Origin of the sequence: Rickettsia slovaca 13-B, from assembly GCF_000237845.1 — a bacterium.
GTDB lineage: Bacteria > Pseudomonadota > Alphaproteobacteria > Rickettsiales > Rickettsiaceae > Rickettsia > Rickettsia rickettsii.
The window spans coordinates 609,830-632,770 of the sequence record NC_016639.1 but is presented as its reverse complement, the minus strand read 5'-3'; the positions used below and the strand labels follow the sequence as shown (position 1 = coordinate 632,770).

The following is a 22,941-nucleotide window of genomic DNA, read 5'->3' as shown; positions in this document are numbered from 1 at the left end:
ATTGCTTCGCCTAAATCAATTACAGGGTCATTTAAATCTCTATTAACCGGTACGCTAAACAGCATTTATTATTCTCCTCATTCTCGTCACAAATAGAACCGTTTAATACTTCAAGATCTTTAATATATATCTTACCGTCATAGCCTACAAATATTTCTTCATCTAAACCTTCAATACTCACGTACTATCAAATACTGTCATTTCAATGCTTTTAATTATTTTAATATTAAAGTCTAATAATACCGCTGATTTTGTTCTTGGAGCAACTTTCAAAGCAATTTCTTCAAACTCTGTATTAAGAGGTAGATTTTCATCGTCTAGTCTTATTTCGGAAGGAACATACGGTGTTAAGTTAGGTACAAGCATTTTACCTTTATCATCGGTATCACCCGCTATTATTATAAACCCCGACATTCTTTAAACTATTTACTTTAATCAAAGCAAGACCTCCGTTAATCGGTCTTGTCTCATAATAGCTTTTATCAATAGAGAAAATTCCTCCTTTGATATTAAACTGTTTCATTATTTCGGTATCATTTTTCTGCAGATAAACTCCAATATCATTATTTTTACCGTTACGGTTAACTTGTACATTGTAATTTGTAGCTTTAGCTTTGATCAGGTTAGCATTATATCCCCATCCCATATTTGAAGTAATCGGCGAGGAAACACCAAGTTGCTTTGTATGATATTTATTTTGATATAAATCGGTCAATGAAATGCTTTTATTGGAATCTAAATTTAAGTTAAATGGTATATAGGCAAAATTATTTTTACGTTTACTGTTTAAATCGGTACCTATAGTAAAACTTAAGAAACCTTTTTTAGTAATATTTCTTTGATAAGTCGATGATAATATATTGGGGCGTTTACCTTTTTGCATTGTGTTATTTACGACAAAAGACAAAAAATTAACACTTATATTACCAAAATCGGTATTACCGCAACTAGCTGAAATCTGATAATTTAAACTTGAGAAAATTTTATCAGGATCGTTATATACGTCCTGATAATTACTATTATTCCAATCTAAATTACTATTAATATCAAAATATTCCGATTCATAAGTATAGCCGCAATTAATTCTTTGACAGCGACCGAAATTTTTGATATTATTTGCAGCTGAAATGCCTATAATAAATTTCCGATTTTTAAATTATTACCCCTACTGCATGTCCACCGCTTGTTAAATAATCATTCATACCAAGCATATAATCAGTATTTAGAACTAAATATTTATAAGCACTGCTATATATAGTAAAATCTTGTCTTTGAAAACCTGCTTCGTAAGAGAAATGTGAAAGCCCGGGACGTAATAAGCTCGGTGATGCGTAATAAGGAATAGTAATTGTCTAAACTTTACCGGTTATATCGTGCGTTTTAACTATTAAATCACCTCTACCGGTGATAACCGGAATATTGGTTATATCAAAATCCCCCATATGAGCTTTAGCATTATATATAGGTATACTATTTGAAAATATCTCTATACTGCTTGGCAGTTCTGATTTCCCTCTAAAATCCAGTAACGGATAGGTAACTAAATTCGGTCTAACTGCAAAATTAGTAGCATACTGAATACCGGCAAATCTAGTTGAATTAGACCAAGAAGACACTTTAGTTATGCTATTAATCCCCTACCCACCAATTAGTCATCTTATCCACATTCTCATATGTCCAATTTGTGTCTAAACGTGTAAATTTATTTTGGTTTTTTGTGGTATTTGTGATTTTAGAAAAATTTGATTTAACGACTTCAGTTTGAAATAAGAAACTATAACTATACACCGTGTTCAGTGAAATAATTGAGTTCCTCTACTCCAGCTAAATAATTAATATCATCATTTGGACTAAGAGTCACATCATAGTTTAAATATACCCCACTAATAAGTTTAGTATCGACGTTCTTCATAGGACCACCTGAAGCATCAAATGATTGAGGTTGAATTTTTCTGCTGGAAAAGTAATATTTAAATCTAAATTCTCAAAGTTTAAATCATATTTAGTACCCTCAAGCAAATCTAAATTAATATATGCAGTATCATGATAATTCACTAAACCCTGCTTAAGATAATCTTCTTGAACATCAAAATGTTCTATATCTTCAAGAGGAATTAAATAATGACCTTGAGCGTTTTGCACTATAGTCGGCAATATATCGGTTTCGGTATAATTAACTTCTAACGAAACCATCAATTCACTCTCACCCGCAATTTCATTAGCGCTATTCTCAAATTCTACTGCTAGAGGTAATTGGGGCAATAACCCTAACTCCTTATCCTCATGTACGTTTGTATCCGCTGCGATTCAAGGCGAAGTATCACCAAGAGATTCAGAGATAACTCCACCTGCAAAACTCACCGGTATAAAAAAATAATACCTATAAAAACTGATATTATTGTATTTAAAAAGCACAGTGCTTTAATTTATTTAGTTTTAAAGATTTTTAACCTGATATTGTTATAGGTATACTATGCTGAACAACAAGATCTACGGTGGAGGTAACACTATTCTCTAACTTCACTCTACGAGGTAATTCTTTTATAAAAATTCTATATTTTGCTTTAGTAGAATAATTCTGTGTGTTTTTTAAAGCTACCCGTCAATTGTATTTTACCATCATGTAAGGTAAATGTTACCGGAGTTGCCACTAAATCTTTAGTTTCTTTATATTCTTCTATACCATCTTTATATGTACGCTTTAAACGAATTAATTGAAACTTTTTAGGTGCATAATCATTATTTTGCACCGTCATAGTTGCTATTCTATTACTATATATTGGCAGGTACGATAGTGGCACTGGCAAAAGAATTAAAAGTCAAGAATATAGATAGGATAGGTAGAAATCTTAAAAAATATTTATATCAATATGCCACGATTATTGTAATTGTATCATTATAAGTATCGGAAGGAACATTTGCTCCTTGAGGTATTTTGCCGTATATTGTGAGCGTTTGATCTAGTCCTGTTCCAATTACCCAGTCACTTGATTGATTTCCCCAATTCTGCGTTCTCCCTGCATTGGAGTAAAGATTATAAGGTAAATAACTATTAGTGTTAACAACACCAGTCATTTTACGGGTACTAGTTGTAGCAGCAGGTGCAGTACCGGCATTTAATGAAACAGTATAATTAGTACCTAAAATACACTTTATTATAATTGTATTTGTAGAGCATCGACAGTTGGAACATACGTACCGAAAGCTAAAGGAGTAGCCGAACTATACACCATCGCACTAACAAGGAAAAAAGCATTAGCGGAGGAGGCAAAACTATTGCCCGTACTTATAGTTAAGATAATAAAACCGATAATATTTCGTAGAATCTTAATTTTCATAATTTATTATAAAAATAATTAATTTCTATTATTAATCTTTTACAAAGTTTAACGATTTTACAAGGCTAGTTTAAGAAATGGTTATATTTAAACATGAATTGATGATATTTGCCCCACAGAATTTGTTTTGGTTTTTCTTTAAATTTTATTTTTTACATTAAAATATAATGAATATAACCCAAATTAGCTATAAATAGATTCTTTATATAGAAAAATTACAAACAGATAAAGAATCTATTATAATTACCAAAAGCGATAGGGAAGTAGCACAAATATTACCTATAAATACTAAAAAAATCTCATTATTCGGTATGCTACAAAACAAAGCCGAGATAAAAGCGGATATATTAGAACCCGTAGAAGAAAAGTGGAATGCAGCACAACCTTTAAATGCATCTCGTCTAGTATAATATCCGACAGTTTTTAAAAATCCCCCTGCGAAAGTGTTGGATTTCTATAAATATACTCACATAACCATTGATTATTTTCTCAATATCCAATAAAATCCTCTTTAAAATTTAAATATAAAAAGTATGTATAATACTGATGTTGTAATAATAGGTGCCGGTCCGGTTGGATTATTTGCAGTTTTTCAAGCAGGAATGCTTGGCATGAAGTGTCATGTTATTGATGCACAAGAAGTTATCGGCGGTCAGTGTATTACCCTATATCCTGAAAAGCCTATTTACGATATACCGGCATATCCTAAAATTGCAGCAGAAGAGCTAATAAAACAGTTAGCACTTCAAGCAGCTCCTTTTAACCCTATATATCATTTAAATCAGCAAGCTATAGAGCTAAATAAACAAGATGATTTTTTTGAAATTAAAACCTCAAAAAACACTCTTATTAAAAGCAAAGTTATTATTATTGCAGCAGGAGCAGGTTCATTCGGTCCAAACAAACCGCCCCTTGCGAATATTGAAGATTTTGAAAGCAAGTCAGTTTTTTATTTCATCAATGATAAAAGCAAATTTGCGGGTAAAAATATAGTTATAGCAGGCGGCGGGGATTCGGCTGTTGACTGGGCTATTTCTCTTTCAGATATTGCAAATAAAATATATTTAGTACATAGGCGGGATAAATTTACGGCAGCTCCTGAAAGCGTAAGGCAATTAAGGCATATTGCAGAAACCGATAAAATCGAGTTAATAACCGGTTATCAATTAAATGCTTTAGATGGTAATAATAGTGAACTTCAATCGGTTATAGTTAAAGATTTACAAAATAATACTCGCAAACTGGATGCCAATATATTACTACCTTTTTTTGGTTTAAAACAAGATTTAGGTAGCTTAGCAAATTGGGGTTTAAATGTTAAGCTTCACCATATTGAAGTAGACTCTTCCTATTATCAAACTAATATAGAAGGTATTTACGCCATTGGCGATATTGCTCATTATGTTGGTAAGCTTAAGCTGATTCTTACGGGTTTTGCTGAAGCGGCAAGCAGTCTTCATCATGCTTATAGTAGAGTATTTGACGGCAAAGCTCTACATTTTGAGTATTCTACTACCAAAAATACGGGGAAAAGAAGTAAGAGCGTGACTAAATAAAGAGATCGTCATTGCGAGCAACCGTAGAGAGCGTGACAATCTCATGAAACAATAACAAACTCCTGAGATTGCTTCGTCAATTACTTACGTAATTTCCTTGCAATGACGTTAAAACTGAACGGAGACAAAAATAAGAGTGAATAATATAATTGACGGTAAAGCATTAGCCAATGAGATACTAGCAGACTTAAAGCTAGAAATTCAAGAACTTACAAGCCAAACCAACGCTTCACCGAAGCTTGCTATAGTCCTAGTAGGCGATAATCCGACAAGCATTATTTATGTAAGAAACAAAATAAAAAATGCACATAAAATAGGAATTTATACTTTATTAATAAATCTATCTGCTACTATTCATACTAATGATTTAATATCAAAAATCAATGAGTTAAACCTTGATAACGAGATTTCAGGAATTATAGTTCAGCTTCCTTTGCCAAGCTCCATAGATAAAAATAAAATTTTATCTGCAGTATCACCTTCTAAAGATATCGATGGTTTCCACCCTTTAAATGTCGGTTACTTACATAGCGGAATTAGTCAAGGCTTTATTCCCTGCACTGCTCTTGGTTGTCTTGCAGTTATAAAAAAATACGAACCTAATTTAACCGGTAAAAACGTTGTAATTATTGGACGCTCAAATATAGTAGGCAAACCTTTAAGTGCTTTACTGTTAAAGGAAAATTGCAGCGTTACTATTTGTCATTCTAAGACACACAATTTACGCTCTATTACTTCTAAAGCCGATATTGTCGTTGCTGCAATAGGCTCACCTTTAAAATTAACTGCAGAATATTTTAATCCTGAATCTATAGTAATTGATGTAGGCATTAATAGAATTAGCAGCAATAAAATTATCGGTGATGTTGATTTGGAAAATGTTCAGTCTAAAGTACAATATATTACTCCCGTCCCAGGCGGCATCGGACCGATGACTATTGCGTTTTTACTTAAAAATACGGTTAAGGCATTTAAGGATTCCTTATATACTCTTGATACGTAAAAAGTAGATAGACGACGCCAATTTTTCAAATTAAACGAGTATCTTATAAACATTTGCAAGTTCTACATAATGTCTTACATTATCTTGCATATATTCTAAATCTTGATCGGTTAAATATCTAACAAATTTTGCAGGGGATCCCATCCATAATTCTTGAGATTTAATTATCTTCTTTGGCAGGATAAGACTGCCTGCAGCAATAAAAGCATATTCTTCTATTACTGCATAATCCATTATCGTAGCACTCATACCGATAAAAGCATTATTATGTATTGTACAGGCATGAATAAGAGAGAGATGACCGATAGTTATATTATCGCCTATTTCTACCGGTCCGTTAAACCTTGAAGCATGAATTACACTACCGTCTTGTACGTTAGTATTATTTCCTATTTTTATCGATTCAACGTCGCCTCTAAGAACCGTATTAAACCAAATGCTTGAATTACTACCTATTTCAACATCTCCTATTAAAGAGCTGCTTTCGGCAATATATGCACTTTTATCGATTCTTGGCGTAACTCCTTTGTAAGGGATAATGAGCATTAATTATAATCTACCCAAGAAATATTACCGTCTTTACGATAATAAACTATATTGATACGATCATTATTTATATTTTTAAATACTACTGCAGGTAAATCTTCTAAATCCATTTGCATTACCGCTTCTTTTACTGATAATTTTAATATTTCTACAGGCTTTTCAGCGATAATTGCCGGATTATCATTATCTTCGGCGTTAGAGGTTTCACTATCAGATTGCGGATTAATAATATATTTGGTACCTTCGTAAGCAATTTCTGATATTTTTACTTTACCCGCATGATGATTTTTGAATTTTGATTTATATTTTCTAAGCTGTTTTTCTAGTTTTGACATAGCTTTATCAAAAGCTACATATATATCACTACAACTATCATTACTTTTGACTATATTATGTTTACCGGAGCCATATTTTACTATAATATCACATTTAAAGTTAATTCCTTCTTTTGAAAAATGTATATCTATATTTATTATATTGGTAAAATATTTTTTAACGACTTGCGTAGCCCTCTCTTTTGAATATTCTTGTAAATTATTACCGATAGAAATATGTTGACCTGAAACTGAAATAATCATAAATAACCTTTATAATCTGAAATAATTAATATATAGGCGTTACTAAGTAACACCTATACAATTAATTTATATTTAGAGTAATTTCAAGTTTTATTACAAATTAATTTATTTAAACTTTAGCCGTAGAGTTTAGGACGCTTATCCTTATTTTGTTGCGATTTAATTAGTTTTTTAGCAGTCTTTCTTACATAATTAGGCTCAATGCCAATTTCTAAGCAGGTAGCATTAAAATTTTCATTATTTTCAACAAGCCATTTTTTAGCGTTATATTCTGCTTTTGTTGCCTCTTTCTTGGTAGAAGTATTAGTTGCATCTATTATTGCCTGCATAATAATAGCACTTCTAAGAGCAATATCGGGTATAGGATTATAAAGTTTAATACGCTCAAAAGGAGTAGTTAATTTAATGACATATGGTTTAGTCATATAAAACCTCTAATAATTATTAACAAAGTAAGATTTTATTAATATAAATGTAACTACTAGGTTTTTCTTTTTTAACAAAGGCCTTAAAAAGTATAATAATTTTCAAGGCTTCAACTAGTAGTGACTAATTTGGATTAATAGAGATATCTAGTAATTATAATATTAGGAATAAGCTAGATGTTAGGTTCTGTATATTTTTTGATAAAATACGATATTTTACTCTTGCAGAAATAGAAGAATTGTTATATACATTGTTATCTTTTACGTATACTCAAATGATTTCAAGAATTGAATTTTATTTTGAGAGGTGAGCACCCGCAGCCTATACTTAATAGATAAAGATGCAATCCTTGATAAAATGAAAGAGCAATTCTTAAAAGCAGAAGAGTATATAAGGGGGTGTAGCTCAGTTGGTTAGAGCATCTGCCTGTCACGCAGAAGGTCGCGGGTTCGAGTCCCGTCACTCTCGCCAACCCCTTTCAGGTTTCGGGATTTCCTGTCGTTTTCTAAAAAATTCATATGCTCCTTTTATTCGCCTTTTGTTTTAATTGTTATATTAAACTCTTTTAAATTCCGAATTTTAAATATTATAAAAAACTAACTTTGTATATTCCTTAAAGTAACCTCAACTCATTTGTTCGCACTTTTAGTTAAATTTCTATTGTATTCTTAAAACTTCTTATTATGATGCTATCTATAAGCTCATTTTTAACAAAATATTAAAATTTATAGAATTTAATAAGAAAATAATTATGTTTAGATGGTTTCAACCCTCAAATCAAGAATTAATAAGAATTATGCAGAAAGAAAATACCGCAGAAGCACAAAAATTAATTGCCGCAATGGATATTACTGAATTAAGTAAAGTTAGGGATATTTATATTAGCATTAGCAGGACTATTTGCAGCATCCGTACCTATATTTTGAGTTACATTACCGTCACCTATCAAATTCAATGTACCGCCTACACCGCCGGTGCTAAGTACTGCTCCATTTGCTCCTACGCTACCGGTTAGCGTAACCCCATCTGCTAAAGCTAAGATAGAGCCATTCTTATTTAAAGCTACGGGAACAAATACATTAGCTGAGAACGTAATGGGGGTTGCTCCGATATTTACGAGTTTTAAGCTGCTGCCGTTAGCTCCAATCGTACCGTTAACATTACCGCTTTGTATTGTCAGTGTGCCTTGGTTATTTCCTTGGTTATTTGCAGAGGTCGTAACTGAACTGGTCACACCATTTACTATTAACTCACCATCTGCTCTAAATAATATGTTACCACCCGCTCCTAGATCTAAAGCTTGTTTAAATGTTACCTGCTATTCATACTAAGTAACTGCGTAAATACCGTATTATCGACTACGACATCACCTGCTCAGTCTACTATGAAATTCTTAAGGCGATGGGTATTCTATAGTATAAGGTCCACCGTTATTTGCTATGGTTAGGTATTTTGTGATTGCTCCTATTCTCACTATTCCATATTCATCATTGCCAGATTTGTTTAAATTATTATTTTAGCAAATTTACATTCCCATTTGCTGCATCTATTGTATATGTCGTATTATCCGCTATTCTAATATCACCTATATCTCCGGCACTTGGATCATTGATTGTTAAATTAGCATTTATTTGTATTTTTGCTTGTATAGCGTTTAATAATGCAACATTGATTGTATTTTCGGTATTTATTATTAAAGTACCGCCGCTAGCATTACTATTATTAAAAGTAATACCTCCTACATCTAATAGACTGTTAACACTTATAGTTCCCGCAGCTAAAACACTATCTGCAAAAACAATACTATTTACCGTAGTATTACCTTGTAAATCAAGAATCTTACCGTTACCTCCATTACACTGAAGTATATTGAAATTATTTATATTTCCGTTAAGTATAGCATTCCCTATAAAATTTCCGTTTACTCCTTTAGCACCGTCTATATTACCCGTAACATGTCGTCATCTAAATTAAGTACGGACGTATTACTTTGTAAATTAATATTAGTAGCTTTTAATATTGTAGAATTAAGTGTTGCCGACCCAAGTAAAACGTTTACTGCGGCTAATGAGCCTATATTACCTATATCGCCTGTTATATTATGTTACTACTACCAAGATCATGAGCTAGATTTAGTATCCCTTGACCGTCAACGCCGGTAGTATTATTTATATTACCCGTTAACGTTGTTATATTACCGTCAAAAAGAGTAAGTATAGAGTTATTGTTAGTAAGATTTATATTTGCAGCATTAATTGTAATATTACCTGCTCCGGACATATAAATCTGTGCTTCCCCGTTTCCTACATTTATTCCGGCAAGAGAGTTAGTTAGACCTATGTGATTTGATATAGTACCCGTACCTACAAATGTTATTGTACCGTTATTGCCAGCTACCGTATTATCTATCTGAGTTGTAATATTTAAACCGTTATTAATTTGTCAAGTAGAATTCTTACCGGCGAAATCTAATGTTTGATTACCGACTCCGGTAACAATTGACGTAACATTATTATTAATAAATTTAAGAGGAGTGAAATTAGGAGTAAGACCTACTGTTGCACTAAAAGCACCTATTGATACATTTTGACTTACCTCAACCCCACCAAAAGCAGGTAGTGCTATTAATTAATGTATTTATCCCGCCAATAACAGCATTTGTTTTATCTGCCGATATTTTAATTCCAAGCCCTTTGAATAAATATTGCCGTTATTAAATACTCCTCCTACAAGACCGACACCGGAACTCAAGCTTACGCTACCGAGATTAGGAATTGTTGCTCCTGCAGTATTAGAGCTAGTGAATAATGTTCCGCATAATGATGCCGTTGCTAAAAATTTTCTTAAAATTTTTGATTCTTTCATTAATATTAATACATTTAATTAATAATTTGTAGCAACTTTTTTACAATAATAAAATAGAAGCAGATAGAGCTAGATTCAGAAAGCTTTAGACAAGATGAATTGACTACTGAGCCTGCGGAACGTACAAAAAGTACGTGAACAAAGGCGCATGTCAGAAAATTCACTTGTATCAAGCTTTCTGAACGACGCTGTACCAAAAAAATATTGTTACTTGGTAGTGTAGAAATTTAATTATGTATTTAGAATTAAGTTAAAGGAATTTCTCAATGAAAGTTGGAAAGCAGAAAGATAAACTAAGCTGTTTTGTCTTTCTGCTTTCCAACTTTATTGTAGGCATGGATTTTACTACCTCAGATACACCGCTTTGAGTAGCTGCCGCAGTAGTAGCAGCATTACTGTGTCACACCCCCACGGGGTCCATAAAAACAATAAAAAATACTATTTTTAACTGGATCCCATGGTCAAACCACGGGATGACAGAGGTGAAATTGATCCACGCAACAATATAGTTAATTCAGCCCAATTTAGTGACAGGCGTAAGGAAGAGAGTCTATAATAATAGGTGAGCTCAAGATAGTCAGGAATTAAGCAAGAAAAATCGCATTTTGATTGAAAAGTCAAAAAGAATTACTTTACTATAGCTTGCATTAATTTAATATATGATATTTTGACTATTAACAAATCTCTATTTATTTATCGGTGTTCCTACCAAAGCATGCTTAAGTACTTGATCAATATTTGATACAGATATAATTTCTAGGCTTTCTTTTATATTCGGCGGTATATCTTTCAAATCTTTGACATTTTCTTCAGGAATCAACACGGTTTTAATACCTCCCCTACTTGCAGCAAGTAACTTCTCTTTAAGACCACCTATAGGTAAAACATTGCCTCTTAAAGTAATTTCACCGGTCATTGCTACAGTACGATGTACGGGTATTTTAGTCATCAACGAAACAATAGTCGTAAACAAAGCACAGCCGGCAGACGGTCCATCTTTTGGAATAGCTCCGGCCGGTACGTGAATGTGAATATCAAAATCTTTATAATTGTCGTACTTTAATCCAAAATTTGTTGCTCTGCTTCTAAAACAACTATAGGCAGCCATTGCCGATTCTTTCATAACATCACCGAGTTTTCCGGTGGTCTTTATTTCACCTTTCCCTGGAAATGCTAAAGCCTCTATAGTTAAAAGCTCTCCGCCTACTTCAGTGTAAGCAAGTCCCGTAGTACTTCCTATTTGATCTTCTTTCTCGGCAAGCCCGAAATTATATTTCTTAGCTCCTAAAAATTCTTCAAGATGATTACTATCTATGGCGATATGCTTAACACTTTTATCTGCTAAAATCTGCTTTAATGCTTTTCTAGTTAATGCCCCTATTTCACGCTCTAAAGCTCTTACACCTGATTCCTTGGTATAATATCTAATTAAATCCAAAATTGCCGTCTCGGATATAGTAATTTCATCTTTTTTGATTTTATGCATTTTAAATTGTTTTGGAACTAAATAATTTCTGGCAATTTGGAGCTTTGTTTCCTCTACATAACCGGAAATATATATTTTTTCCATTCTATCACTTAAAGCTCTAGGTAAATCATGAGAGTTAGCAGTAGCAATAAATATTACATTTGATAGATCATATTCTACTTCTAGATAATGATCAACAAAGTGACTATTCTGCTCAGGGTCTAATACCTCAAGCAAAGCGGATGCCGGATCACCTCTAAAATCAGAACTCATTTTATCGATTTCATCAAGCAGCATTACAGGATTACTAGTCTTAACTTTCTTAAGTTGACCTAAAATTTTACCGGGCATTGATCCAAGGTAAGTTTTTCTATGCCCTCTGATTTCTGCTTCGTCTCTAACACCGCCGAGCGCAAGTTTAGTATATTTTCTGCCCATTCCTTCGGCAATAGATTTTACAAGTGAAGTTTTACCGACCCCTGGCGGACCTATTAAACATAATATAGGTCCTCTAATTTTACTTGAACGCTGTAATACCGCTAAATATTCTATAATTCGTTCTTTAACTTTTTCGAGTCCAAAATGGTCACGATTTAAAATTTTCTCTGCTTGGTTAATATCTATTTTGCTATTATCATACTTACCCCAAGGCAGGCTAAGCAATGTCTCAAGATAGTTACGCGTTACTCCCGACTCCGCTGACATTTGGTTCATAGTACGGAGTTTCTTAAGTTCAGCCTCAGCTTTTTCTTTTGCTTCTTTTGATAATTTTAAACTTTTAATTTTTTTCTCAATATCGGCAAGTTCTGATTTATCTTCATCAAGCTCTTTTTGAATAGCTTTCATTTGTTCGTGCAGATAATAATCACGCTGCGTTTTTTCGATTTGCTTTCGTACTCTTTGCTGCAATGCCTGCTCGGTTTCTGAATTTACTATATTGGAAGTAAGCATACTAATAACCGTAGTGATACGCTTAAAAGGACTAGTTTCTTCTAATAAATGCTGCTTTGCCTCAAGTGAAGTTATCAAATGTGAGGCTAATATATTTATAATATCTATGAAATTAGTGCTATTACTTATTTCTTTATTGATAGTTTCAATAATTTCTGCATTAACTTTCTTATCATTAATCGCATATTTACTAAATAGTTGTACTGCATTATCAACGAGTGAACGCATGTTATTAACGTCAAATATTTCTTCATCTGGAATAATTTCGTAATTTGCTTCAAAAGCTTCCTCGCCTTTGATATTGCTTAGCTTTACTCTTGCTACTGCTTCTATTAAGATTTTTGCCGTATTATTAGGCAGCTTCACTATTTGGATAATCTTGGCAAGTATAGCTGTGTTATAAAGTTCGTGTGTACTAGGGTTTTCTTGATCAAATTTTTTCTGTAAAGTTACTAAAATATATTTACTATTATCTTCCTCGGAAATGGTAGTATGAGAGAGTGCTTGCAACGATTTTGGCCTACCCACAAAAATAGGCGCAATTACTCCCGGGAATATTACCATATCTCTCAGTGCCATTAACGGAAGGGATTTTTTATGCATCAATTAAAACCTTTTAAAATTTTTAATTATTAACTATATAATATAGTATCAACCTGATTTCAAGCTACCATTATTAATTATATTTATGAATTTATTACTACAACCTCCTCAAAATGTAGCAGCCGCACATAATAGAATAAAACAATATCTACATTTAACTCCGATCGTTCACTCTGAAAGCTTAAATGAGATGCTCGGTCATGAGATTTTTTTTAAGGTTGAATCATTACAAAAAACCGGTGCATTTAAAGTTAGAGGCGTGTTAAATCATTTATTAGAATTAAAAGAGCAAGGAAAATTACCTGATAAAATAGTCGGTTATAGTACGGGTAACCATGGAATCGGTCTTGCTTATGCGAGTAAATTGTTCGGTATTAAAACAAGGATTTATTTACCGTTAAATACTTCAAAAGTAAAACAGCAAGCAGCTCTTTATTACGGCGGTGAAGTTATATATACATATACTCGACAAGAAGCGGAAGAAAAAGCAAAAGAAGATGAAAAGCAAGGATTTTACTATATGCATCCTTCCGATAGTGATTCTACAATAGCAGGAGCAGGCACGTTATGCTATGAAGCATTACAGCAGCTAGGTTTTAGTCCTGATGCTATTTTTGCCTCTTGCGGCGGCGGCGGTTTAATTTCCGGCGCATATCTTGCCAAGGAATTAATATCACCGACAAGCTTGTTAATAGGTTCAGAACCTTTAAATGCCAATGATGCTTATTTATCTGTTAAAGATAATAAAACATATAGATTTAACTATGCTCCGAATACTATTGCGGACGGTCTTAAAACCTTGAGTATATCAGCTCGTACATTTGAATATCTGAAAAAACTTGATGATTTTTATTTAGCAGAAGAATATGAAATATATTACTGGACGGCGTGGCTTACTCATTTACTTAAAGTAATATGCGAGCCGTCAAGTAGTATAAACATGGTTTCAGTGGTAAATTTTTTAAAAACACAATCCAAACCTCAAAAATTACTAGTACTAATCTCAGGCGGTAATATCGATCCTATTCTTTATAATGAATTATGGAAAGAGGAGTATTTAAGCATCTCACCTAAATCTTTATGTTCTGATGTCATTTCTGCGAAAGCAGCAATCTAGTAACCTTTAATGTCATACTGCAACTTGATCGCGGTATCTTAGGACTCAGCTGGTGATACAAGACCCCGTGGTCACACGCCACGGGGTGACAATAAAAAATCTAGATTCCCGCTTTCGCGGGAATGACATAGAAGCAATGTAACAACGCCTCCTCACAATGATGAAGTTATATTAAAATTTAACCCTTTCTTCTTACTGCTTCTTGATTTTTAGTAGAAGGATTAGGAGTGATGTGCGGAGGTTTTATATTAGAACTTCTTAGTTTTATTGAATCTTCAAATATGGTTTTATCAAATGCTATTGGATTGATTTTTCTGAGTTCCGCTAAATTAAAATTATTAATTTGTTGCGGTTGAACTATAATAGGCTCACCCGTAACAGGAATTAAATTTTTAAATTCAGGATTAGTTGCTACTTTATCTTTATTTTCATTTAAAAATTTTGTTAGACCTGCAGCAATGTCAGGATTTGTTAAAGCATTTGAAAAGATTTTATCATTAATTGTCTTCACTACATATCCATCACTCAGAGTAATATATTTATCTACAACTTTTCCTAATCTTTTTTCCAAATAGTTTCTACCTGTAAATATCTGCTTAAATTTTTCCCATAAAGAAGTACCTCTATCATTAATATCTTTTAATTCAGTGGCTATTTTAGTACTATTCTCAGTTAGATAAGTAGAATCTAACTTATTTAATTCCCTTATTATTTCAGGATTCTTTATGCCTGATGAGTTAGTAAGTATAATAATTTGTTCTAATTGCTTACTAATTTTATTATTTTTTTCTAATCTATTACTAATCTGCTGTACCGTATAAGTGGCTGCATTTTGTAATGCCTTAAATTCCACTTGAGATAATTGATTTACTCTTGGGATAAACTGCTTACTATTTTTATTAAATTTCTGGTTTTTATCTCCTTGCATAATAAATTTTTCATATTTCTCAAGTTTGTCTGGAGTGTTTTTAGGATCTTGTTTTAAGATTTCTATAGCTTGATCTTTTACAGCCTGTGCATATTGCTCTTTAGGTATAGACTTCCCGCTTACGGCTATTAATGCTTCTTTAGTTGCTCTTATAGGATTGGCAAAGATTTCTTCTTCATCTTCTATACCCATCAATGATAATTCATCAAAAGGTCCTCCTTGATTTAGAGGAAGTACAAAACCCTTAAGTGCTGCTTCAGCCCTTGCGACATCAAACTTTAGCTTATCTGCTACACTAGGTATTAGTTTTATATCTTGTCCTAAATTGATATGCAAGTTATCTACTAATTTTTGTATATCTTTATTTTCTACAACTTCACTAATAATTTTACTGGCAAGTACTTCAAGCGTACTAGTGATATATTCTTCAGATTGTAAATATTGTTGAATAGGATCGGGAGTAACAATATTTTTATTCAAAGTATCTAATCTCCTATCTACGTTTTTTATATCAACTATTTTATCTTTTACTGCAGCCAATATCTCAGTCACTTCATCGTTTTTTTTAATAGTATCATCTATATTAGTTATAATCTCTGCCATATAATACTCATTATTAAGTTATTTGATATAATGAACTAAATTATCAAACTTTTTAAAAATTCGCAACTATATTATCATATAAATCACTACTTACTATGCCCTGACTGTTGCCCACTCTCTCTACTTTTATTAAGGTTTTCAACATGAGATATAGGGGTTGATATAGAAGACTTATAGCCTTGGGGTATTGTTTTATTTTGCTTTACAATATTTGGTGCTTGTTTTTCTCTTTGTAGTTCTTCCGACAAATTTTTCGTTTCTATATGTAAACTATTACTTTTTTCAAAGTTAGCAAATGCTTTATCTATATTTTTTTGAGCATAATCCGTACCGGTAAAAACTGCTACTATTCTTTGCCATAGCTTAGGTTTGGTTACTCTTTGTAATTCTAATTCTATACTTTCTCCCCCCCATCCGTGTGTTCCTTAAATATCCAGGATTTAACTCTGCTAATACTCTTTTAGTACCGTTAACAAGTACAGAATTGCTGCTCTCAAGTAATGGGGCAAAATTCTTGATAATTTCTTTACCTTGCTCTATCATTTTTTCAGACGGTAGTTTACTTATCGCTGGTAATAAAGTTTTAATTATATTAGGCTCATTTACTCCTAACTCATTAATAGACGATAAAGCTTTTGCTTCTTTTTCATTTGTTTGAAAAGTAATTTTTAAAAATTCAGCTATCTTTAATGCTGCTTGTGTTAATGCTTCTACTTGTTTTGGATCATTAATTTGCTCTTGTTTATCAAGTTTAGGGGTAGTATTTTTAGTAAGAAATTTTCTGTAGTTACCTAATGTTGTTTCTGAAACATTTTCTTTAAGGTTATCTAATGTTTTATCTATTAATTTCTCTCTATATTGTTCTTGAGATATTTTTTGGTTAGCTAATTCTAACATAGCTTTTTCTAATGGTTTTTTAATATCCATCACTTCATCTTCGCTTAAGCCATTACGTTTTTCGTCGTTCATCTGCTCTACTTGAGACTCACTTAAATCTATGGCAAACCAATTTAAAATTTATGAATGAAAATTAATTAAAACTTATAAAAAGAATTGTATTTTTTCATAGAAGAGGTCCTGATCGTAATTTCATCAGGGATTTCAGTTATGAACCTTGAAGGGTAAGAACGGACTATTTCATAAAATATTTTTCTGCTTTCAGCATGAGTAATGTAGAGGTCTTTTTTGGCTCTCGTAATACCGACATAAGCAATGCGGCGTTCTTCTTCTAAGCCTTTTTCGCCGTCTTCGTCTAGAGATCTTTGAGACGGAAATACCCCCTCTTCCCAGCCCGGTAAAAATACCACGTCAAACTCAAGCCCTTTAGCTGCGTGCAGGGTCATTATAGTAACAGAGCCACCGTAATTGGTTTCAAGCACTTCATTTTCCATAACTAAGCTTGAATGTTCGATAAAATCATGAACATCGTTAAATTCAGCAATAGCTCTAAGCATTTCGTTAATATTTTCGATTCTACCGAATGCTTCTTCGGTTTTTTCTTCTTGAAGCATTTCAAGATAACCGGAATCATCAAGTATTGCTTTAACTACGTTTATTGGAGCATCTATACTAAATCTTTCGTACCAATTATCGATTTTAGTAACCAAATCTTTTAGAGTTTCATATGATTTTGCTTTAATCTCACCTATTTCTAGCATTTCTTTAATGGCTGCGAAATTAGAAATATTTCGCTCAAGTGCATAGCCTCTAATTTTATTTAAGCTAGCTGCACCTATTGCCCTTTTCGGCACATTTATAATACGTTCAAGTGCTAGATTGTCATTTTGATTCAAAGATATACGGATATAAGCAAGCACGTCTCTTATTTCCATACGTTCATAGAACCGCAAACCGCCTATAATTTTATAAGGCATAGCACTATTTATAAACGCTTCCTCAAAACTTCTTGTTTGAAATCCGGCTCGTACTAATATTGCAATATTGCCGGCATTATACCGGTTTTCTCGCACTAACTTATCTATTTCACCGGCTATATATCTTGCTTCTTCTTTATCACTCCAACAAGAGATAATTTTTATCTTTTCACCGTTTTCCCTATCCGTCCATAACGTTTTACCGTGACGGTTTTTATTATTATTGATAACATTGGAAGCAGCAGCAAGTATTGGCAAAGTTGATCTATAATTCTGCTCTAATTTAATAATTGTTGCACCTGCAAAATCTTTTTCAAAACGTAATATATTCCCGACTTCTGCTCCTCGCCAACCATAAATAGATTGATCATCATCCCCTACACAACAAATATTTTTATATAAACTTGCGAGCATTCTTGCCCATAAATACTGGACAACGTTAGTGTCTTGATATTCATCAATTAAAATATATCGATATTTTTCTTGGTAATATCTTAGTATTTCAGAATTTTTAATAAAAAGCTCATTATTATAAAGTAGCAAATCTCCAAAATCTAAAACATTAGAAATAAGTAAATTTTTCTGATATTCTTCGTATACAAGTTTTGCAACCCTCTGCAGCGGTAAATTAGTATCTGATACTGATAGTTTAGTTGGTAATAATCCTTGATCTTTCCATCTAGAAATTATGATATGTATTAATTTAGGAGCATATTTTTTAGTATCAATATCTTTTAGCTTTACTATATCTTTCACTAGTTTTAATTGATCATCATGACTAATAATAGTAAATCTATTATTTAAACCAAGATTTAAATGCTCAATCTGGTCACGTAATATCCTAGCTGCCATTGAGTGGAAAGTGCCTATATTAAGACCATAGCAATTAATTAGACTATTAACTCTTTCAGCCATTTCTTTAGCAGCTTTATTAGTAAAAGTAACGGCTAGAATATTTTGAGGTGAGGCTAAATTTTGGTGAATAATATTAGCTATTCTTGAGGTAAGTACCTTTGTTTTACCTGTCCCTGCACCTGCAAGCAATAAAAGCGGTCCTTCAGTGTGAAGAACTGCTTTTTGCTGCTCTGGATTTAATGTATGTATGAAATCTTGATTTTGCATTTATTTTAAGGATGTTGTGCTATGGCTCTACTATGTCATTCCCGCAAAAGCGGGAATGACATTAAAGCATTAAAATATCACCTTATTCTTCTTAGATTTTTAATAATATACGAAATAGTAATTACCGGACTACAAATAATTATTTTAAATAACCTAAAATAAGAGCTTAAATTTCTATCTTCAATAAACCAATTATATAAATCATTTATAGGTTTAATCTCAGCAGGAATAATATATTGATCTTTAAATAATGCTTTTAAAACTCTTTTTGCCTGTTTTGCTTCTACTTTACGCTCTATTGTTAAGCTTTGATCATGTACTCGGTAGAAATATAAAGATTCCGGTATATGAGCAAATTTCGTAACAAGCCCAAACCTTAGCCAATATTCATAATCATCCACTAACTGCATATTTTCATTATATCCACCTACTTGCCTTGCTAAATCGGCTCTATATAAGAAACATGCACCGACGCAATCTCTAATCGGTAAAAACTCAGGAGGTTCTTGATAAAGTCTTATTCCTACTTTACCGTGGTCATCGATCAAAGTATAATCAGTATATACAAGCCCTATCTCAGGTGAATTATCAAGTATCTTAACCATTTTTTCTAAAGCATTTTCATGGAAAAGATTATCATCTGAAGTCCAAGTAAAATACTCCCCCTTGGCCTCTTTAAAAGCAATATTAAGACTTGCCGGTAATCTTTTATTGGTCTCATTTACTATTACCTTAATACGTGAATCCTGCTCTGCATATGTCCTAGCTACTATAACGCTATTATCTTTTGAGCAATCATCAATAATAATAAGCTCAAAGTCTTTAAAGCTTTGATTAAGGCAACTCTCAATAGCAAAAGGTAATAGCTTCTTTCTATTATAAACCGGTAAAACTATTGAGATTTTTGGAAGATTACTATGCATGTCCTCCTAACATATCAAGAGTATTTAAACTATTAATTATATTTTCTATTAGTTCTGATTCTTCAGCTTTACATCCATCTTCAAGGATTAATAATATATTGCTTAAAGCATTATTAAGCATTTTGGGTATTATAGTATTTTGCTCTTCAAACCTTTTAATTAGTTGCATCAAAGGATCAACATATTCAATTGTTAACGATTCTTTATATTGAGCTAATAGCTCGGCAAGACAATCAGATACTGCCCATAACAAAAGATCAGCTCCTTCATTATCTATTAAATCAAATACTTCATAAATTTTTTCAATTTGTACTTCAATATTATCTACAAGCACTAGCATAATTGTTACTATTTAGATTATTATATTTTCTATGTCATTCCCGCGAAAGCGGGAATCCAGAAAAAATAATCTTAATACTGCTACAAAGAATTATATTTTTTATATTCTTTACTAGATTCCTGCTTTCGCAGGAATGACATAAAAGGAACCATGCGGGCATGCTTAATTCTGTAAATTTATATATTTCGTATTTAGATATTCAAATATCCCTTCAAATGAGCCTTCAACTCCAAAACCTGAAGCTTTACGTCCTGCAAAAGGTGCTTTTGCATTTGCAGGTAACGGGTCGTTAATCGATACCATACCAAAATCAAGCTTAGACGCTATCATTTGTGCCACGGATATATTATTTGAATATACATATCCTTGCAAGCCGTATTCGGTATTATTTGCATGTTCTATTACTTCATCCAAATCTTTAAATTTATAACAAGCAACTACCGGACCGAATATTTCTATTCTAAAGATATCCATATTATCCAAACAGTCAATAATAATAGTAGGCTCAATAAAATTATCAACAGTTTTACCGCCGCAAATTAATTTAGCTCCTTTACTTTGTGCATCAGCGAGTAACTTTTGTATTTTTTCTATGGCAGCAGAATTAATTAACGGACCTATATCCGATTCCTTATCAAATCCGTCACCGGCTTTAAGCTTAGTAAATTTAGCCTTTAGAATTTCTATAAATTTTTCATATATAGATTCTTCTATAAATATTCTGTTAGGTGAAGTACAAGACTGTCCACTATTTCTAGTTTTAGCGATTACTAAATCACTTACTACTTTCTCTAAATTATTATCTGCCGTTATAATGAAAGGAGCATTGCCGCCAAGTTCCAAAGATAAACGTTTTAGAGTATTTGCGGCATTTTGATATAGAATTTTACCGACATTTGTAGCGCCGGTAAATGATAATTTCCGAAGCCTAAAATCTTCACAAAAAGCCTTACCTATAATATCTGAACTACCTGTAATTACATTAAATACTCCGGCAGGCAAACCGGCATCGCTTGCAAATTTCGCAAGTACTAAAGCTGATAGAGGCGTAAGACTTGACGGTTTTAATATAAACGCTGCAACCCGCAGCTATTGCAGGTACTACCTTGCGAGTAATCATTGCATTGGGAAAATTCCAAGGAGTTATAGCAGCAGACGGTCCTACAGGCTCATATTGCGTAACAATTTTATGAGTGTTACTATTACCGGGTTTGATAGTCGAATGAATATTATGTATAGCATATGTATACCAATCAATAAAAGAGGCTCCATATAAAATTTCTTTTTTTGATTCAGCAAGTACTTTACCCTGCTCTAGGGGTTAATATATGACTTAACTCCTCAATATTTTCGATTACTAAATTATACCATCTTCTAAGAATTGCTATTCTCGCTTCAAATGAACTTTGTGACCATAAAGAAAAACTAGTCACCGTATTATTAATCGCTGAATTAATCTCAGATAATCCTAAATTCGGAAGTGTAGCAATTTCTTTTAAGGTCGCAGGATTAATAACGGATATTTGCTTCCCGAACTCTATAAATTCACCGTTTATATAATTCTTTCCCGTAATGTTTTTAAGTAAGTTCATATATTTTTACCTGCGTGGATACTAAAATCGTCATTGCGAGCGAACATTGGCGTTGTTGCATGGCTCGAGAAAAGTGTTATAAACTTATCTTAAAATTATACGGCAATACTAGCAAGAAAAATATTTATAATGAATTATTTATACCAAAATCTTCACCACCCATTTGACTTTCTAATACATCATAAGAAATATTTGCCAAATTAGCATGTTTTATAATATTAATGATATCTTCAGGAGCTATTGCGTTTAATATAAGATTCAATATTTCTTGAGAAATTTATATCCAATGTCAGATAATATAGCAGAGTTTTCTATTATAATAAAGTCATACACCTATCTTGTTTAAGTCTTCTAGAATATTTTCTCACAATAAATTTGATACTTTATCTACCTTTATAGCCTCAGCTATTTTAACCCATAACTCAGAGGGACTTATTTCTTCTTTGCCAAAAGCTATTAAATTCTTGAATGGCTCTAAATAATTACCTTTAACTCCTTTAATATTTCCCCATGCATACTCATAACCTCAGATGAAACATCAGAGTAATATTTTTTCTTAGGATTTATTAATTGTGACTCTAAAGAGATCACAGCTGAGAGAAATACTTTTTCTAAGTTATTAAATAACCGCCTTTATTAAGATTTATACTTGCTAGCAGCCAACCATTTGAGTCATCTCCATTAAAAATCCAATTCTGATGTAACATATTGAGTCCAAAGTCAAATTTTTAAATATATTAGTAGTCGTAGGCTTATCGGTAGCTAACCTAATATCAGGAGCCTTTATCACTTGATCATATCTAACTCCGGTTATTTCTAGCTCTGTAAATTTTTCACTTTGGCTATTTGGATAAAAATGATTTAAGTAAAATTTTATTGCAGAATATATTAAAAATTTTTTTGAAAATGCGGCTTCTGCTAGCTCTATTTCTAAATTAGCATTTTTCAATGCTTCTAAATTTTGTATGTTAAAACTACCTAATCCAACTAAAAATTTCATAAGTAATGGATATGTATCAATATTTTGTTTTTGTGGTGGTATATTTGTTCCAAGTCATTATATATTTGTACCTAATTAAATTAATACACAATGACTATAATAAGTGTC

24 protein-coding genes, 1 tRNA gene and 4 pseudogenes are annotated in these 22,941 nt (G+C 32.3%); 6 read left to right on the top strand and 23 right to left on the bottom strand.

From position 1 onward, the window contains the following. Positions 1 to 31: 31 nt before the first annotated feature. From RSL_RS09310 to RSL_RS10985, 8 genes and pseudogenes are all read right to left on the bottom strand, one after another. Positions 32 to 181, bottom strand: coding sequence for a hypothetical protein (locus RSL_RS09310; protein WP_167316225.1), 150 nt, complete (start codon positions 179 to 181; stop codon positions 32 to 34). Then, a complete protein-coding gene (locus tag RSL_RS03325; RefSeq protein ID WP_004995697.1) occupies positions 178 to 414 on the bottom strand; it encodes a fimbria/pilus outer membrane usher protein in 237 nt (78 codons plus the stop codon). The genes RSL_RS09310 and RSL_RS03325 overlap by 4 nt, the downstream gene beginning before the upstream one ends. Then, positions 386 to 907: a hypothetical protein gene (locus RSL_RS09950; protein WP_233417491.1), complete on the bottom strand. Its 522-nt coding sequence runs from the start codon at positions 905 to 907 to the stop codon at positions 386 to 388. The genes RSL_RS03325 and RSL_RS09950 overlap by 29 nt, the downstream gene beginning before the upstream one ends. Positions 908 to 1,352: 445 nt before the next feature. Then, positions 1,353 to 1,616: a hypothetical protein gene (locus RSL_RS03310; RefSeq protein ID WP_231287766.1), complete on the bottom strand. Its 264-nt coding sequence runs from the start codon at positions 1,614 to 1,616 to the stop codon at positions 1,353 to 1,355. Between the two features lie 164 nt (positions 1,617 to 1,780). Continuing rightward, the gene (locus RSL_RS03300; protein WP_012150834.1) at positions 1,781 to 1,912 is read right to left on the bottom strand and encodes a hypothetical protein; all 132 of its coding nucleotides are present in this window, start codon (positions 1,910 to 1,912) and stop codon (positions 1,781 to 1,783) included. After that, the gene (locus tag RSL_RS03295) at positions 1,909 to 2,262 is read right to left on the bottom strand and encodes a hypothetical protein (protein ID WP_014419814.1); all 354 of its coding nucleotides are present in this window, start codon (positions 2,260 to 2,262) and stop codon (positions 1,909 to 1,911) included. Before RSL_RS03295 ends, RSL_RS03300 begins: the two co-directional genes overlap by 4 nt. Before the next feature lie 184 nt (positions 2,263 to 2,446). Next, positions 2,447 to 2,756, bottom strand: a pseudogene (locus RSL_RS10660) (fimbria/pilus periplasmic chaperone). A gap of 109 nt (positions 2,757 to 2,865) precedes the next feature. Next, positions 2,866 to 3,338: pseudogene (locus RSL_RS10985) on the bottom strand (Csu type fimbrial protein). A gap of 197 nt (positions 3,339 to 3,535) precedes the next feature. On the opposite strand from RSL_RS10985, the gene RSL_RS09930 reads away from it, so the two are divergent. The 3 genes and pseudogenes from RSL_RS09930 (at position 3,536) to folD (ending at position 5,897) form a co-directional block, all read left to right on the top strand. Continuing rightward, on the top strand, positions 3,536 to 3,748 hold the full coding sequence (locus RSL_RS09930) for a hypothetical protein (RefSeq protein ID WP_049779720.1): 213 nt from the start codon (positions 3,536 to 3,538) through the stop codon (positions 3,746 to 3,748). 123 nt (positions 3,749 to 3,871) lie between these two features. Next, positions 3,872 to 4,878: pseudogene (locus RSL_RS03275) on the top strand (NAD(P)/FAD-dependent oxidoreductase). Between the two features lie 152 nt (positions 4,879 to 5,030). Beyond that, positions 5,031 to 5,897: a bifunctional methylenetetrahydrofolate dehydrogenase/methenyltetrahydrofolate cyclohydrolase FolD gene (gene folD, locus RSL_RS03270; protein WP_014273488.1), complete on the top strand. Its 867-nt coding sequence runs from the start codon at positions 5,031 to 5,033 to the stop codon at positions 5,895 to 5,897. 30 nt (positions 5,898 to 5,927) lie between these two features. Here the strand turns inward: folD and RSL_RS03265 are convergent, their stop codons facing one another. From RSL_RS03265 to RSL_RS03255, 3 genes are all read right to left on the bottom strand, one after another. Continuing rightward, positions 5,928 to 6,443, bottom strand: a complete 516-nt coding sequence (locus tag RSL_RS03265; protein WP_014273487.1) for a gamma carbonic anhydrase family protein — start codon at positions 6,441 to 6,443, stop codon at positions 5,928 to 5,930. Beyond that, on the bottom strand, positions 6,443 to 7,021 hold the full coding sequence (gene hpf, locus RSL_RS03260) for a ribosome hibernation-promoting factor, HPF/YfiA family (protein ID WP_014273486.1): 579 nt from the start codon (positions 7,019 to 7,021) through the stop codon (positions 6,443 to 6,445). Before hpf ends, RSL_RS03265 begins: the two co-directional genes overlap by 1 nt. A 116-nt stretch (positions 7,022 to 7,137) precedes the next feature. Next, a complete protein-coding gene (locus RSL_RS03255; protein WP_010977262.1) occupies positions 7,138 to 7,446 on the bottom strand; it encodes a hypothetical protein in 309 nt (102 codons plus the stop codon). Between the two features lie 395 nt (positions 7,447 to 7,841). On the opposite strand from RSL_RS03255, the gene RSL_RS03250 reads away from it, so the two are divergent. Then, positions 7,842 to 7,918 (top strand) — tRNA-Asp (locus RSL_RS03250). Between the two features lie 385 nt (positions 7,919 to 8,303). Here RSL_RS03250 and RSL_RS09925 read toward each other — a convergent pair. Further along, positions 8,304 to 8,681: a cell surface protein gene (locus tag RSL_RS09925; protein ID WP_231287761.1), complete on the bottom strand. Its 378-nt coding sequence runs from the start codon at positions 8,679 to 8,681 to the stop codon at positions 8,304 to 8,306. Between the two features lie 374 nt (positions 8,682 to 9,055). On the opposite strand from RSL_RS09925, the gene RSL_RS03240 reads away from it, so the two are divergent. Then, complete coding sequence (locus tag RSL_RS03240; protein ID WP_014419812.1) at positions 9,056 to 9,310, top strand: hypothetical protein; 255 nt, start codon at positions 9,056 to 9,058, stop codon at positions 9,308 to 9,310. 231 nt (positions 9,311 to 9,541) lie between these two features. Here RSL_RS03240 and RSL_RS07725 read toward each other — a convergent pair whose 3' ends face one another. The 3 genes from RSL_RS07725 to lon form a co-directional block, all read right to left on the bottom strand. Then, on the bottom strand, positions 9,542 to 9,727 hold the full coding sequence (locus tag RSL_RS07725; RefSeq protein ID WP_193384670.1) for a hypothetical protein: 186 nt from the start codon (positions 9,725 to 9,727) through the stop codon (positions 9,542 to 9,544). Between the two features lie 357 nt (positions 9,728 to 10,084). Next, entirely contained in the window at positions 10,085 to 10,312 is a 228-nt protein-coding gene (locus RSL_RS03230; protein WP_016926253.1) for a hypothetical protein, read from the bottom strand. A gap of 685 nt (positions 10,313 to 10,997) precedes the next feature. Then, the gene (gene lon, locus RSL_RS03225; RefSeq protein ID WP_014419811.1) at positions 10,998 to 13,334 is read right to left on the bottom strand and encodes an endopeptidase La; all 2,337 of its coding nucleotides are present in this window, start codon (positions 13,332 to 13,334) and stop codon (positions 10,998 to 11,000) included. Positions 13,335 to 13,419: 85 nt separating this feature from the next. Between lon and RSL_RS03220 the strand changes: the two genes are divergently transcribed. After that, complete coding sequence (locus RSL_RS03220) at positions 13,420 to 14,451, top strand: serine/threonine dehydratase (protein WP_010977257.1); 1,032 nt, start codon at positions 13,420 to 13,422, stop codon at positions 14,449 to 14,451. A 178-nt stretch (positions 14,452 to 14,629) separates the two neighbouring features. On the opposite strand, the gene RSL_RS03215 is transcribed toward RSL_RS03220, so the two are convergent. From RSL_RS03215 to RSL_RS03185, 8 genes and pseudogenes are all read right to left on the bottom strand, one after another. Continuing rightward, entirely contained in the window at positions 14,630 to 15,982 is a 1,353-nt protein-coding gene (locus tag RSL_RS03215; RefSeq protein WP_014273484.1) for a hypothetical protein, read from the bottom strand. A 363-nt stretch (positions 15,983 to 16,345) separates the two neighbouring features. Continuing rightward, a complete protein-coding gene (locus tag RSL_RS03210) occupies positions 16,346 to 16,951 on the bottom strand; it encodes a hypothetical protein (protein ID WP_014273483.1) in 606 nt (201 codons plus the stop codon). 65 nt (positions 16,952 to 17,016) lie between these two features. Then, a complete protein-coding gene (gene pcrA / locus RSL_RS03205) occupies positions 17,017 to 18,978 on the bottom strand; it encodes a DNA helicase PcrA (protein ID WP_014273482.1) in 1,962 nt (653 codons plus the stop codon). A 77-nt stretch (positions 18,979 to 19,055) separates the two neighbouring features. After that, a complete protein-coding gene (locus RSL_RS03200; protein WP_014273481.1) occupies positions 19,056 to 19,901 on the bottom strand; it encodes a glycosyltransferase in 846 nt (281 codons plus the stop codon). After that, the gene (locus tag RSL_RS03195; RefSeq protein ID WP_012736385.1) at positions 19,894 to 20,241 is read right to left on the bottom strand and encodes a hypothetical protein; all 348 of its coding nucleotides are present in this window, start codon (positions 20,239 to 20,241) and stop codon (positions 19,894 to 19,896) included. The genes RSL_RS03200 and RSL_RS03195 overlap by 8 nt, the downstream gene beginning before the upstream one ends. 162 nt (positions 20,242 to 20,403) lie before the next feature. Continuing rightward, positions 20,404 to 21,833: pseudogene (locus tag RSL_RS03190) on the bottom strand (NAD-dependent succinate-semialdehyde dehydrogenase). Positions 21,834 to 21,957: 124 nt separating this feature from the next. Beyond that, entirely contained in the window at positions 21,958 to 22,095 is a 138-nt protein-coding gene (locus tag RSL_RS09090) for a hypothetical protein (RefSeq protein ID WP_012262387.1), read from the bottom strand. Positions 22,096 to 22,485: 390 nt separating this feature from the next. Further along, positions 22,486 to 22,782 carry a hypothetical protein gene (locus tag RSL_RS03185; RefSeq protein WP_004995724.1) on the bottom strand — a complete coding sequence of 99 codons (297 nt, stop codon included), beginning with the start codon at positions 22,780 to 22,782 and terminating at the stop codon, positions 22,486 to 22,488. Positions 22,783 to 22,941: the final 159 nt, after the last annotated feature.